The sequence below is a fragment of the Bacillus sp. FJAT-27986 genome, assembly GCF_001685035.1.
Taxonomy (GTDB): Bacteria; Bacillota; Bacilli; order Bacillales; family Pradoshiaceae; genus Pradoshia.
Map to the genome: position 1 here is coordinate 111,341 of NZ_MAYV01000019.1, position 14,485 is coordinate 125,825.

At 39.2% G+C, this 14,485-nt stretch carries 12 protein-coding genes and 1 riboswitch; of the genes, 4 read left to right on the top strand and 8 right to left on the bottom strand.

The annotated features are described in order from the left end of the window. Positions 1 to 15: 15 nt before the first annotated feature. Positions 16 to 1,020: a FecCD family ABC transporter permease gene (locus A8L44_RS17590; RefSeq protein WP_066109556.1), complete on the bottom strand. Its 1,005-nt coding sequence runs from the start codon at positions 1,018 to 1,020 to the stop codon at positions 16 to 18. Then, positions 1,017 to 2,045: a FecCD family ABC transporter permease gene (locus A8L44_RS17595; RefSeq protein ID WP_066109560.1), complete on the bottom strand. Its 1,029-nt coding sequence runs from the start codon at positions 2,043 to 2,045 to the stop codon at positions 1,017 to 1,019. The genes A8L44_RS17590 and A8L44_RS17595 overlap by 4 nt, the downstream gene beginning before the upstream one ends. A 162-nt stretch (positions 2,046 to 2,207) precedes the next feature. Between A8L44_RS17595 and A8L44_RS17600 the strand changes: the two genes are divergently transcribed. Then, positions 2,208 to 3,152 carry an ABC transporter substrate-binding protein gene (locus tag A8L44_RS17600; protein ID WP_066109564.1) on the top strand — a complete coding sequence of 315 codons (945 nt, stop codon included), beginning with the start codon at positions 2,208 to 2,210 and terminating at the stop codon, positions 3,150 to 3,152. Between the two features lie 53 nt (positions 3,153 to 3,205). Here A8L44_RS17600 and A8L44_RS17605 read toward each other — a convergent pair whose 3' ends face one another. From A8L44_RS17605 to A8L44_RS17630, 6 genes are all read right to left on the bottom strand, one after another. Next, complete coding sequence (locus A8L44_RS17605) at positions 3,206 to 3,994, bottom strand: carbon-nitrogen family hydrolase (RefSeq protein WP_066109566.1); 789 nt, start codon at positions 3,992 to 3,994, stop codon at positions 3,206 to 3,208. Between the two features lie 136 nt (positions 3,995 to 4,130). Then, positions 4,131 to 5,159 carry a UDP-glucose 4-epimerase GalE gene (gene galE / locus A8L44_RS17610; RefSeq protein ID WP_066109569.1) on the bottom strand — a complete coding sequence of 343 codons (1,029 nt, stop codon included), beginning with the start codon at positions 5,157 to 5,159 and terminating at the stop codon, positions 4,131 to 4,133. A gap of 173 nt (positions 5,160 to 5,332) precedes the next feature. Continuing rightward, positions 5,333 to 6,541: a M20 family metallopeptidase gene (locus A8L44_RS17615; RefSeq protein ID WP_066109570.1), complete on the bottom strand. Its 1,209-nt coding sequence runs from the start codon at positions 6,539 to 6,541 to the stop codon at positions 5,333 to 5,335. Between the two features lie 56 nt (positions 6,542 to 6,597). Next, complete coding sequence (locus A8L44_RS17620) at positions 6,598 to 7,467, bottom strand: MetQ/NlpA family ABC transporter substrate-binding protein (protein ID WP_066109571.1); 870 nt, start codon at positions 7,465 to 7,467, stop codon at positions 6,598 to 6,600. A gap of 17 nt (positions 7,468 to 7,484) precedes the next feature. Beyond that, a complete protein-coding gene (locus A8L44_RS17625; RefSeq protein WP_066109774.1) occupies positions 7,485 to 8,135 on the bottom strand; it encodes a methionine ABC transporter permease in 651 nt (216 codons plus the stop codon). A gap of 17 nt (positions 8,136 to 8,152) precedes the next feature. Then, entirely contained in the window at positions 8,153 to 9,172 is a 1,020-nt protein-coding gene (locus A8L44_RS17630) for a methionine ABC transporter ATP-binding protein (protein ID WP_066109575.1), read from the bottom strand. Positions 9,173 to 9,294: 122 nt separating this feature from the next. Next, a riboswitch (SAM riboswitch) is annotated at positions 9,295 to 9,406 on the bottom strand. 229 nt (positions 9,407 to 9,635) lie between these two features. On the opposite strand from A8L44_RS17630, the gene A8L44_RS17635 reads away from it, so the two are divergent. The 3 genes from A8L44_RS17635 (at position 9,636) to A8L44_RS17645 (ending at position 14,158) form a co-directional block, all read left to right on the top strand. Beyond that, positions 9,636 to 11,318 carry a YrzE family protein gene (locus A8L44_RS17635; protein ID WP_066109578.1) on the top strand — a complete coding sequence of 561 codons (1,683 nt, stop codon included), beginning with the start codon at positions 9,636 to 9,638 and terminating at the stop codon, positions 11,316 to 11,318. Between the two features lie 679 nt (positions 11,319 to 11,997). Further along, positions 11,998 to 13,443, top strand: coding sequence for an amino acid ABC transporter substrate-binding protein/permease (locus A8L44_RS17640; protein ID WP_066109582.1), 1,446 nt, complete (start codon positions 11,998 to 12,000; stop codon positions 13,441 to 13,443). Then, a complete protein-coding gene (locus A8L44_RS17645; protein ID WP_066109585.1) occupies positions 13,430 to 14,158 on the top strand; it encodes an amino acid ABC transporter ATP-binding protein in 729 nt (242 codons plus the stop codon). Before A8L44_RS17640 ends, A8L44_RS17645 begins: the two co-directional genes overlap by 14 nt. Positions 14,159 to 14,485: the final 327 nt, after the last annotated feature.

Consider the following 14,485-nt stretch of genomic DNA (forward strand, 5'->3'; position numbering starts at 1 on the left):
AGGTTTACCCCTCCTCTACTTTGATTTCATTAAGAGATAAATAAAATATGGAGCACTGATAATAGAGACGATTACCCCTGAAGGAATATCGACACGGAACATATTTTTACCCAGCATATCTGCCAACAGCAAAATAAGGGCTCCAATCATAGCTGAAGCTGGTAAAAATGCCCCATGTTTAGGACCAACAAGCTTCCTTGCAATATGGGGTGCTATTAGTCCAAGAAAAGCAATCCCCCCGCCAACTGTCACACCTAACCCAGCCAATGCAACTGCGGCACCAATTAAAACTAAGCGCTCTTTTTCTGTACGAATTCCCAGTCCTGACGATACAAGACTCCCAAGATTTAATACATTTAGTGTGTGTGATTTATATAAAATAAATGGAATTAAGATTAAAAACCACGGCAGCAAGGCCCACACATATTTCCACTGTGTAGCCCAAAGATCTCCGGATAACCAAACTATCGCTTTCATGAAATCATGCGGATTCAATCTGAGCTGCATGGCAGTTAAGACAGCTGAAAATCCAGCATTAATACCGATTCCAACTAAAAGAAGGCGAATCGTGTGCAGCCCTTTCTTCCATGATAATGCCAATATCAATACGGCTGTAAGCATGGCTCCGGCAAATGCAAAGAAAGGCATAATAAATGTACCTATCTGGCTCTGACTGCCAAGCGTAGATTGAAATACAGTAATATAAATTAATACAGCAAGACCAGCACCTGCATTAATCCCTAATATCCCAGGCTCCGCTAATTCATTCTGAGCAACTGTTTGCAATACTGCTCCCGATATAGCCATTCCTGCTCCTACCAAAATAGCCAGTAAGATAGCCGGCAACCGGATCTCAAATAAAACAAGCTCCTGCTTAGCTGTTCCATTTCCCACAATCGTCTGCCACACCTCTGCTGGTGAAATACTGACCTTTCCTATATTCAGACTGATTAAACTGACCGTAATAATTAGTATGAACAAAGCAATCCATACTCTTGGCAAATTAGCAATCTTCTTCAAAACAATTGCCTCCCTTCACTGCGAACAAGGTACAGGAAGAAAGGAACTCCAATAAGTGCTGTCATAACACCAACCGGAGTTTCATATGGGGGATTAATCACTCTTGAGGCAACATCGGCCAACAATAACAAGGCACTTCCGAGAACAGCTGCGAGAGGCAGTAACTTTCTATAGTCCGTTCCAATCAACATCCTGGTTATATGAGGAATGACAAGACCGATAAAACCAATCGTCCCAGAGACCGCAACCGAGCTGCCAGTCAGTAATAAAATAACGATAATTCCTAAAGCTCGGACTAGCTTGATGTTAACCCCAAGCCCCTTCGTTACATCCGTACCAAGCGATAATAACGTAAGCGAATGTGCAATACTAAGTAAAATAGGCAATCCTATTAAGCCAACCGCTGTAATTATTTTTACCTCAACCCAATGACTATTCGCCAATTCACCTGCATACCAGAAGCTAATATTTTTCGTGACATCAAAATATAAAGCCATGCTGGTTGTCAAAGAACTTAAAAACATCCCAGTTGCCATACCCGCCAAAGCCAATTTAACTGGTGTTACCCCTCCTCTGGATAAGGCAGATAAAGAAAATACCAATAGGACAGCCAATCCTGCTCCAATCATGGATGCACTAATAGAACCCATTATGGATAATCCAGAGAAAACCGTTAATGATAAAACTAAAGCAAATGCAGCCCCATTGGATACTCCCAAAAGAGATGGTTCAGCAAGTGGATTTCTAGTCAATGCCTGCATAACAGCACCAGAAATGGCTAAGTATGCCCCAACAAGGCCTGCCATCAGTGCCCGCGGCAATCTGATTTCCCAAATAATCTGATGTGTCACATTATCAGGATTTCTATGGAGCAAAGCCTCCCATACTGTTGAAAGGTCTATCATTTTTGTTCCAATTATTAATGAAGTAATAAAAATAACTAGTAGTAGTAAAAAAGACAGCGGGAGAACAATGCCAATCCGTTCCCTGCGAGATGGAATATTTCTATCCTCGTTCTTCTGCACGTACGTTCAGTCCTTCAAAATTATAATATGTAGTCCAAAGGAATCCACCTTTCTAGTGTTACCTTAAAATGAATAGGTATGAATTTCCTTTGACCCTTCAAATGAGAATGATTATCATTAATAGTAACGAATTTATTTTACATACTAAAGGAGGATATAGCAATGGTAATAAATAATAAATACACACGTCTTCTGGTATTCATGCTGTGTGCAGTATTATTGCTTGCAGCCTGTGGCTCAAATGATGACAATGATACTTCTAACAAGGAGCAGTCTGACAAGAAGGTTACAGATGCAATCGGTGAAATGAGCTTCCCTAAAGACCCTAAAAGAATACTGGCACCAAATTTAGAGGATTATTTAGTCACTTTGGGCATTAAACCTGCTGCTCAATGGTCAATCGGTACAACTGTTCATAATTATTTACAGGATGAACTTAAGGATGTTCCTTTGATTTCATGGGATATGCCGATAGAAGATGTGATCGAAGCGGAACCAGACTTAATTATGTTCGAATCTGAAGCTGCTATTCAGGAAGGCCAGTATGAGGAATACAAAAAAGTAGCTCCAACCTATGTATTTAAGGAAGAAGATGCTGCTGACTGGAGAACTTTACTGACAAAAATGGGCGAGTTGTTCGGTAAAGAAGATCAGGCAAAAAAAGCAATTCAAGACTATGAGGATAAAGCTGCGGAAGCTAAAACAGCAGTTAAAGAGAAAATCGGAGATGAGTCTGCCGCTCTGATTTGGGTAACAGGCGGTCAGTACTTTGTTTTCGAGGGTGATCGTTACGCTTCAAATGTACTCTATAATGATTTAGGAATTAAGATGCCAACTTATATTAGTAAACTTGGTGAAGCACAGGCAACATGGCAGGGCACTTCACTTGAGGCATTAGCGGATTTGGATGCAGACCACCTCTTTATTGCTGCAGCGAGCGGCGAACCAGGAATGGAAACATTGGAAAACAGCTCTATTTATAGATCCATTCCGGCTGTCCAAAAAGGAAATGTTTATACATTTGAAGATTCCAGCAACTGGACAACCAATGCTAAAACGGCCAATGCTAAAACAATCGATTTGGTACTAGATTCCTTAACTAAATAATAAACAAAGGAGGCTCTTTTTTAAGAGTCTCCTTTTTATTGTATGTCTGAAGCTTACTTTTTTCTATTATATAAATCCTCTCTTCGGTCCTCAAAAACGGAGATGCGAGTTCGTACCTGATCGACTTCCTGTATGTTTAAGTCAGCATAAAGGATAGATTCTGCTGTAGAACCAATTGCAATTGTATCGCCCCATGGATTGATAACCATGGAAAACCCGCCGAATGTGTTATTAGGATCTTTTCCGACTCGATTGACAGCTATAATAAATAGCTGGTTTTCTATGGCTCGCGCCTTCAAGAGCGTTACCCAATGATCCACTCTTGCTTCCGGCCATTCTGCCACTACGAATATAAGCTTTGCTCCCGCCAAAGCATGTTTTCTTACCCATTCGGGAAAGCGGATATCATAGCAAATCAGGCCCCCGCTCACATTTTCATCTATCTTAAATAAATTCTCTTTTTGTCCCGCTATAAGATATTGATGTTCATCCATTACGTTAAAGAGATGAACTTTATCATACTCAGATATGACCTCTCCAAAGCGATTGAATACATACATTCTATTAAAATACCCTTTTGAGGTTTTCACAGATACAGAGCCGCCAACAATATTGACATTGTACTTTAATGCCAAAGAAGAAAGCAGCTTAATCGTTTCCTTCCCATCAAGGTCAGCAAGTTCCCCCAGCTGTTGCAGTGCATAGCCTGTATTCCACATTTCAGGCAGCACAATACAATCCGCACCATTCTCGGCCGCCTCAGTTATAGACTCTGTTACATGCTTAAAATTTTCAATTGGCTTTCCATACTCGATATCCATTTGTACACAGGCGATTTTCAGGTGGCTTCCCCCTCTCTCTTCTATTAAATAGGTTATTTCAATAGATGGCTGATAGCAACTTTGATGCTATCCGTTTATCCAATATGTAAGAAAGATGGAATCGGCTTAATCATCGACTCCATCATCCAATTCTCCACTAAGAATTTATAATTGTCTGTTCATAACCATTCGGATTTTGCCTTTGCCATTTCCAGGAATCAGCGCACATATCCTTCAGACTCTTTTCTGCTTTCCAGACCAGTACCTTTGCGGCCTTTACGGAATCAGCGTAACTAACAGCCACATCACCGGGCCTCCGTTCCACTAATTCGTAAGGGATTTTCCTTCCGCTAACACTCGCGAACGCATCCACCAGGTCCAGGACACTGTATCCGTTTCCTGTTCCAAGGTTAAATGCTTCTACTCCGGATCTACCCTGCAGATATTCCAATGCCTTCAAATGGCCCTTCACTAAATCGACTACATGGATATAGTCGCGGACACCCGTACCATCATGAGTTTCATAATCGCTGCCAAAAACGGATAATTTATCTCTTTTTCCAATGGCAACCTGTGTGATATATGGCATTAAATTATTGGGAATACCACTTGGATTCTCACCGATTCTTCCTGATTCATGAGCTCCTATAGGGTTGAAGTACCTCAGCAAAGCGATACTCCATGCTGGATCGGAAACATGCAAGTCACACAGAATTTCCTCTATCATTAATTTTGAACGTCCATATGGATTGGTTGCTGATAATGGAAAGGACTCATCAATCGGTACCCGATCCGGCATACCATATACAGTGGCAGAGGAACTGAATACCAGCTTCTTCACCTGATGCTTCGCCATAACTTCACATAGTCTGATGGTACCCGTCACATTATTTTCATAATATCTCAGAGGCATTGAAATGGACTCACCAACTGCTTTTAAACCGGCAAAATGGACAACTGAATCAAAATCATATTTTGCAAACAATTGGTCAATAGCTTCCTTATCTACTAAATCTATATTATAGAAAGGAAATTTCCTACCAGCTAACTCTTTCACTCTTTCAATTGCTTCCACATGACTATTAGAGAAATTATCCAGCACCACAATATCATAACCCGCTTTTAAGAATTCAACCGCCGCATGGCTGCCTATATAACCAGCACCACCTGTAATGAGTATCGCCATCCATGATCCACTCCCCTGTTTCTCACGATTGGTAATTAGAAATACACATACACTAATTTTACCTTATTTAGAATTATGTGGTACTTAATTTCTTTATGAGTTAAAAATACTAAAAGAAGAACAGGGCAGTGGATACTCAATTTATATTGCCGCAAGTCGATATTTAGGCTTGTTTAAATATCACTTGTTTTAGCTTTAAGGAATTCATCCTTAATCCTCTGCAGTAACGACTGATTTGTCAGAAGGCGATAACCTGTATTGGCCAAGGCTTTTGCACCAGTAATGACGGCTTGGTCTCCAAGTTCTGATATAGCACACTCTCTAAATTCTTTTGTGTGGGCGATTAGATCATTCGGACCAATTTTGATATAAGGATGCGCTGTCGGAACAACATGGCTTACATTTCCTGCATCTGTTGAACCGGATGCATTCCGCGTACCCTGTACAACCTCCTCACCTAGAGCTGCCAGTTCTTCTCGAAGTACCTCATCAAGAGCCGTGTTCAGAACGAAATCATGAACTTCATTTTGAAATCTTTCTATTTTTACATCGGCTCCGGTTGCCAACGCCGCACCTTTGGCAATCTGAATAATCCTTTCCGATATTTCCTCACAACTTTTCCAAGTTGAAGCTCTAATATAGAATCTTGCAGAGGCATAATCAGGAATGATATTAGGTGCATCTCCTCCATTTGGAATAATGCCATGAACCCTTATATCTGTCGGCAGCTGCTGTCTCAATGCGCCAATCCCATTAAATAACTGGATGACCGCATCAAGTGCATTAATCCCTTCCTCTGGTGCTGCCGCAGCATGCGCCGGTTTCCCATAAAAATGAAAGTCAAGGGGATTAACAGCCAAGAAAGGCTGAGTTGTTCTCGTTTGACCAGAAGGATGAATGATAATAGCTGCATCCACACCGTCAAACAATTGATGCTTTACATAACTGCCCTTCGCACTTCCATTTTGACCCCCTTCTTCTGCCGGGGTACCGTAAACAAGTACCGTTCCCCCTATTTCCTCGAGTACTAAACCAAGCGAAATTCCAGCCGCTACGCTGGTGATGCCAATGATATTATGGCCGCATGCATGGCCAAGGCCAGGAAGCGCATCATACTCGGCAAGAAAAGCTATCGTAGGCCCCGGCTTTGAGGATGATTTCCTCGCTAAAAATCCAGTTTTATGGCCAGCAATATCATTTGTTACCTCAAAGCCAGCATCGATTAATACCTTGGTCAGTGTTTCAGATGCAAAGAATTCTTCATTCCCTATTTCTGGATTTTCATGAATTTGGTGGCTTATATTTATATATTTGTTTTTCTGCTGATCTATATATTCATTGATAATATCTTTATGAAAAATGCGACCTTCGTTTTTAATCATTGCTCTGCCTCCAATCTCTCTAATAATCTTATACCTATGTTAGTATCCGAAGTAATTCATTGATCGACTGCCGGGCTGGTCCAGGCATCCTGATAATTAACCAATTCTTCTATTGAAACAAAAGCCGGAATGGTATTTCCTTTAAATGTTTTAAGGATAAAATCCTCCACTTCCTCGGAATGATAGATGTCTGCCAGTTTTTTTAGCTCAGCGCGGTCTTTATCCCCTTTTTTTATAGCGATAATATTAATGTATGGTTTGGCCGTTGCACTTTCATGGAACAAGGCATCCTTTAATGTCAATCCTGCCTCAACCGCAAAGTTATTGTTTATAATAGATGCATCTACATCTTCAAGAAAACGCGGTGTATTCCCGGCAGCTACCAGTTCGAGTTTAATATTTTTTTGATTTGATTTAATTTTTTCCAAAGAGCCTATTCCATCAAAATTATCTGTTAGTGTAATGAAGCCAGCCTCCTGCAAAAGAAGTAGCGCCCGGCCAAGATTTGTACCTTCATTAGGGACAGCAATTTTAGCCCCATCAGGCAATTCCTTTAAATCCTTATGCTTATTTGAGTAGATTCCCATTGGTGCAATAACAGTAGAGCTTAGTGGCTCAAGATCTAATTTTCTTTCTTCCACTTGTTCTTCAAAGTAAGAAATGGTCTGGAATGCGTTAGCATCCACTTCGCCATCATTTAGAGCTGTATTCGGCAAAATATAATCACTGAACTTTACAAGCTCTATATTGAGCCCCTTCTCCTTAGCGAGTTCAGCAATATAATCCCATATTCTTGTGTCTCCGCTGCTTACTCCAACCTTAATGGTAGAGCTGCCCTCTTTTGCACTGCCTTTCGAATCGCTTCCACATGCTGCTGTTACGACAGTACATGCAATTATTAAAATAGTAAGAAAAAGTTTTTTCATTTTTTCCATCTCCTTCTTTATCGTCTTCTTATTTTTCTAGCCAGCGTATTACCTATGGATTGTAAAAGCTGTACAATGATTACCAGTGCCGCAACGGTTACAATCATGGTGTTAGTGTCAAACCTCTGATAACCATAGGTGAGGGCAAGATCTCCAACTCCTCCAGCTCCTACTGCCCCTGCCATTGCTGAGGCTCCAACCAGCCCAATAGTTGCTGTTGTAAAGGTTAAAACAAGAGAGCTAAGTCCCTCTGGTATTAAAAACCGAAAAATGATCTGCCATTCAGTCGCGCCCATTGACTGAGCTGCTTCAATAATTCCCTTATCAACTTCCAATAATGAATTTTCAACCAATCTGGCAATATAAGGACCTGCATAAAATACAAGCGGTACAATGGCGGCATTCGTTCCAATCGCCGATCCAACAACCAATCGTGTAAATGGAATCAAAGCCACCAATAAAATAATGAAGGGAACCGAGCGTAAAATATTAATGATTGGGTTCAATATATTAAACACCCACTTATTCTCCAGAATGTGACCCTTTCTCGTTATGACGAGTAAAATCCCTAAAGGCAATCCAATCACGGCCGCGAATAGTAAGGAGAAGAAAACCATATAGAGTGTGTCACTGAATCCAATCAGTAACTGTTCAAGTGTAATTTCCATTCCTAAAAACTGTTCATTCATGATAGCTTAACCTCCTGCAAGAGCACATCCTCACTCTCTATGTATTGGATCGCCTTCTTTATTTCTTCTGTTTCACCGATGACCTCAACGATTAAATTCCCAAAAGGGGTTTCCTGTATTTCAGAAATATTGGCAGAAAGAACACTTAAATGGACATCAAAACTTTTCGCCACTGTTGAAAGTAGATGCTTGCCAGACGAAGATCCCAAAAAATTAAGTTTCCAAACTGCTGGTTTATTCTCCTTTAAGGATTTCAAAAAGCTCTGCGGAATCTCGTCGTGAATGACTGTTCTAACAAACCGCTTGGCAACCTCAGTGGTTGGCTTGGAAAAAATATCAAGAACAGGACCCTGCTCAACAACCCTCCCATTTTCCATGACAGCGACCTTATTGCATATCTCTTTAATCACCGACATTTCATGTGTAATAAGCAAAATTGTTATATTGTATTCTCGGTTTATTTTTTTCAATAGCTCTAAAACATCCCTGGTCGTCTGCGGATCCAATGCCGATGTAGCTTCGTCACATAGCAGGATAGATGGATTCGTGGCCAGAGCTCTCGCAATTCCAACCCTCTGCTTCTGTCCCCCTGACAATTCATCCGGGTAACTTCGACCCTTAGCTGATAACCCCACGAACTCCAGTAATTCTCGAACTCTATTTTGAATCGTTTCTTTACGAACGCCGGATAGTATCAATGGAATCGCTACATTATCAAATACCGTCTTAGATTGAAGTAAATTGAAATGTTGAAAGATCATCCCGATTTTCTTTTTCTCTGCCCTTAATTCCTTTGCTTTGAGACTGGCAAACGATTTACCATTCACAAGGACCTCCCCCTCAGTAGGCCGTTCAAGCATATTAACTAAACGCAAAAGTGTACTTTTCCCGGCCCCGCTGTATCCTACCACTCCAAAAATATCCCCTTTTTCAACCGTTAAATGAACGCCTCTCAGAGCATCTACGCTTTGACCATTTGCTTGATATGACTTTTTTATGTTTCGAAACTCAATCATGTTCTCTCCTCCAGGCCTAAAAAATTCGAAATGCAAAAAGCCCCTTCTGTCATTAGACAGAAGAGGCTTTGTATGAACATATACATAAAAAGACAAGTAGAAATATGTTCGCTTAAAGCTTCCTCTTATCTCTCAAACAGATGTTTGTTGGAATTAGCACAGTATTTTTACCATAGTAAAAATCCGCTGCCGAAGTATCATAGGGCCAAATCCCTCCACTTCTCTCGATAAGAATCGCTTGCTATTCAATTAAATTTGATGTTTCCAACTATATCCTATCTTGTTTAGCAATGTCAATAATAATTTATAATATTTAAAATATTTTTGATTTATAATAAAGAATATCCTAAATCAAGTTACAGCAACTAAAATTCATGAATATTTCCAATTCATGAATCATTTTGGTCAGTTATTCGTATAGGATATTAAGGTAAATTATAGAAAAAATAAGGAGGGGTACTTTGTGGGAAATATCTTCATCTATTCCATTATCATTGGGATTATATCGGCACTTATTCTTGTGCCATTCAAAAATAATGAAAAATTACGTATCCATATGAAGGGGAAAACAAAACTGCTTGTTTTTGTCAGCTTAGCTGCATTAATCACGATTGGAGCATTTTTATTTTATTACTTCACCCTGTTGGATCAAACTATCTCTTCTCTTTGGATTTTTGTCATCATACTAACCTTGCTGGGTTCAATGCTTGCTACGGGTATGGAGAGAACCATTAAGGGTATTTTATTTGCAGGTAGTTTGCTTGTCGGTCTCTATTTTTTAACGGCATTTCTGTTCAATGCCGATGAAAAGTATACTATAGCTAAAATGGACATCAAAGAAGAAATTCAAACATTTGATGAAAATAAAAAGCCGGCCAGCGTGCCTCCTCAATACGCGCGCAATAAAATGAAAAAAGCATTTGGCCAGGTACCAAATACGAGCTACTACGAATTAGGGAATTTACAAATCCAAAAAGTAGATGGTGAGTATGTTTATATTGCTCCAGTCGAATTTTCAGGATTCTTCAAATGGCTGAAAGGGAAAGAAACTCCTGGTTACTTTATATTGAGTGCTACAGATTCATCAGCCAACCCAAAATTTGTTGATGCAGAAATGATCTACACTCCTTCTGCATTCTTCAATAAAGAAACAGAGCGCCGTATTCGTCTACAGTATCCATCCTACATATTCTATGGGGATTCACAGCTTGAAGTAGATGATAATGGCACGCCATTTTATATTCGCTCTTATGGTGATTTTGTCTCTGCCAGAAATGGCTTTAAGGTAAAAGGTGTTGTGGTGATGGATGCCAAAACTGGGAAGTCCAACTCTTATTCCCTTTCTGAAGCGCCCGAATTTATTGATGGTGCCGTTGCACCAGAAGTCGTCAGTACACAAAACAGCTACTTCGGAAATTATATTCATGGCTATTGGAACAGCCTATTTGGAAAATCAGATGTTAAACTGCCTTCTGATGAGGGTACCGAAGCGAATGTAAGTCCGATCTTTGATGAAAATGGAGATATGTATTATTTCACTGATTTCACGAGTCCTAAAGAAGGCGTCGATTCTATGCTCGGCTATGCGCTCACAAATTCCAGGACAGGTAAAGCTGTCTATTATACAGGTAATATGGAGGAATCCTACATGGATTCACAGGGTGCCCTGCAAATTATCGAGAAGAAGTTTATAGAAAAGAAATGGGAAGGAGAAATGCCCATCATCTATAATTTTTACGGTGAAGCCAGTTGGTTAACAGGAGTCCTGGATTCAAATGGATTCCTACAAAATTATTTCATTGTATCTGCTGCCAATCCTGAAATAACAGCATATGGGTCAACGCCAAATGAAGCCTTAAAGCTATACAAAACAGCACTTCAAAAAGGCGGCGGAACGGTTAACGGCACCTCCACAAGTGTTGAGAAGAAAATCGATGGGAAAGTTATCAGAGTCTATAAAGAAAAATCAGGTGAATATACCGTCGTTTCGTTCCTTCTGGATAATGGACAAAGCTACAATATGTCCTCTGAAAAGGATCCTTTGATCATATATCTGCAGGAAAACGATGAGGTATCTGTAACGTACCTGGATACCGGGGAAAACTTTTTACCTGTTAACGGTATTACAATTAAGAATTTACAATAATATATACTGAAGAAAATAGATCATCCTCACTCGAGGATTGATCTATTTTTTAACAACTGGACTAATTTTATTACCCATATTTAAATTATTGTTAAATATATAGTTAGAATCGTGTTGAATAGGGTAAATAAAATTAGTCATAAATACTCATAATAGGTAGTGTTTACATTATTAAGAGGAGGGCTTTGGAGTTAAATTCTATAGATCAATACCCATACTGGATGTAGTTCCAAAAGAATTAGAGCGCAAATGGAAATATACTTTAGAATTCATTCTTCAGAACTAAAATTTGCTTAAGATACACTTACATGGTTAAAGCATTCTCAGCTGTTTTCCATACATAATCAGTATTAATATGTGAGTTAGATTATTTTCACATAACATTTAGGAAGTACTTTCCATTTACAAATCTCTATATATTTTATTAGATTAAATAAGTATAATACTGCTCTTTTTTTATTTCTCCACCCTTTATTACATCTTTTTCTTCACAACAAATAAATGGAAATCTTATAGTAATCTAATATTATTTGGTAAGTATTGATTGCCAAAAAACCGTATCTTTATATATACTCATAGAGATACATACATTCTGTTATAAGATTAAAACATCCCTTTTAACCCGCCCCAATTGGATATAGAGGGTTTTTAAACGTTACTTATATGAAGGAGGTTCACAATGAAGAAATTTTCAAAATTCACATTCCTAATAGCAATGGCTATTGTCATGATTGCTTCATTTATATTCCCGGCTTTAAACACGAAAGCAGAAGGAAAAAAATATGAGATTGCAACAGATATTACATTTGCCCCATTTGAATTCCAGGAAACGAATGGCGAATTTGTAGGTATAGATATCGATTTACTCAATGCTATAGCTGAAAATCAAGGGTTTGAAGTAGAAATTAAGCCGCTTGGATTTAATGCAGCCGTACAAGCACTAGAGTCCAATCAAGTAGACGGCGTTATTGCCGGAATGAGTATAACAGATGAAAGACAACTGAAATTTGATTTCTCCGATCCCTATTTTGAATCTGGTGTCGTAATGGCGGTTGCCGAGGGAAATGAAGAGATTAAATCCTATGAAGATTTAAAAGGAAAAAAGGTAGCCATTAAAACAGGTACAGAAGGTGCCAGCTTTGCAGAAAGCATAAAAGATAAATATGGCTTTAAAACGGTAACCTTTGATGATTCCGCCAATATGTATGACGATGTTAAAACAGGTAACTCTGCAGCTGTTTTTGATGATTACCCAGTTCTGGCATATGGGATTACGCAAGGCAACGGATTAGAAATCGTTACTGAAAAAGAAAAAGGCGGCTCCTATGGATTTGCTGTCGCTAAAGGGCAAAATGCGGAATTGATTGAGCAGTTCAATACAGGTCTAGCCAATCTAAAAGAATCCGGTGAATATCAGGATATTATGGATAAGTACTTGAAGGCAGAAAAAAGCACCGATACTAATAACGGTTTCTTCGGCTTATTAGAATCAAGTATGCCAAGTCTGTTAAAAGGTCTTCAAATGACCCTGATATTGACTGTCGTATCTCTTGTTATAGCATGTATCCTAGGTATTATATTTGGTCTGATGCGTGTGTCCCATCTCAAAATCTTAAGGGCAATCGGCGTCATTTACGTAGATATCTTTAGAGGAACTCCACTGATTGTTCAAGCTTTCTTTATCTATTTCGGTATTCCAGCAGCACTTGACTTCCGTATATCTGCAGTTGCTGCCGGTATCATAACATTAAGCTTAAATGCTGGTGCATATATGGCTGAAATTGTACGCGGTGGTATCGAATCCGTTGATAAGGGACAAATGGAAGCTGCCCGAAGCCTTGGTCTTCCATATAAAAAGGCAATGGCAAAGGTTATCCTTCCACAGGCAATCCGTCTGATGATTCCATCTATCATTAACCAATTTATCATTACATTAAAAGATACCTCTATCCTATCCATCATTGGTATTAATGAATTGACTCAAAGCGGAAAAATCATTATTGCCAGAAACCTTGAGTCCTTCCAAATGTGGCTGATTGTAGGGTTTATATACTTTATCATTATTATGATTTTAACTAAGGTATCAAACCGTATGGAAAGGAAGATCCAAAATGGGAAAGCTTAAAGTAAAAGGATTAAAAAAATCATACGGGAAGCTGGAAGTACTAAAGGATATCAGTCTTGAGGTTAAAGAAGGCGAAGTTGTCTGCTTAATCGGCCCTTCTGGATCCGGTAAAAGTACACTTCTGCGCTGCCTCAATTTACTTGAAGAAGTAAATGAAGGTGACGTAACAGTTGATGATAAACATTTAACTGATAAAAACACAGACATTAATAAAGTTAGGGAAAATATCGGAATGGTATTCCAGCATTTCAATCTCTTCCCGCATATGACAGTACTAGATAATATTACTTTGGCTCCTGTTGAGCTGAATAAAGCTACAAAAGAAGAAGCAAAAAAAATCGGCTTAAAGCTATTGGCTCGTGTGGGTCTTGAAGATAAGGCCAATGCCATGCCAGCTCAACTGTCCGGCGGACAAAAACAACGTGTGGCGATTGCACGAGCTCTTGCCATGAACCCTGACATTATGTTGTTTGATGAGCCTACGAGTGCACTTGATCCCGAAATGGTCGGTGAGGTTCTGAATGTTATTAAACAGCTTGCACAAGAGGGTATGACCATGGTAATTGTGACTCATGAAATGGGCTTTGCCCGTGAAGTAGCTGATCAGGTCATCTTTATGGATGGCGGTTATGTTGTGGAAAGAGGAACACCTGAAGAAATCTTCTCCAATCCGCAAAATGAACGAACTAAGGATTTTCTTGATAAAGTTTTATAAGGATAAGTTAGGGCACAGTGCTTAAGCACTGTGCCCTTTAGTATTTCTATTTTGATAACCTCCTTCTTGCTGATGTAATGACTATCCATATATGCAGTTACTAAAAGGCCTGATATATATGAATCCTGCCTTTACTCTGATATAAACTTCTATTTCCTGGTTACATGCAACCCTCCATGCAAACACTCCAATATTTTCATAAAAACCTTTATTACGCGCAAAATAAGCTTTAGTATTAATCCAGTTCCCTTACTTTCTGAATTTTCCAGTTTCGAACCGTTCTCTCCAAATGATATTATTATTTTAGTATAATAAATAAAAGTAAAA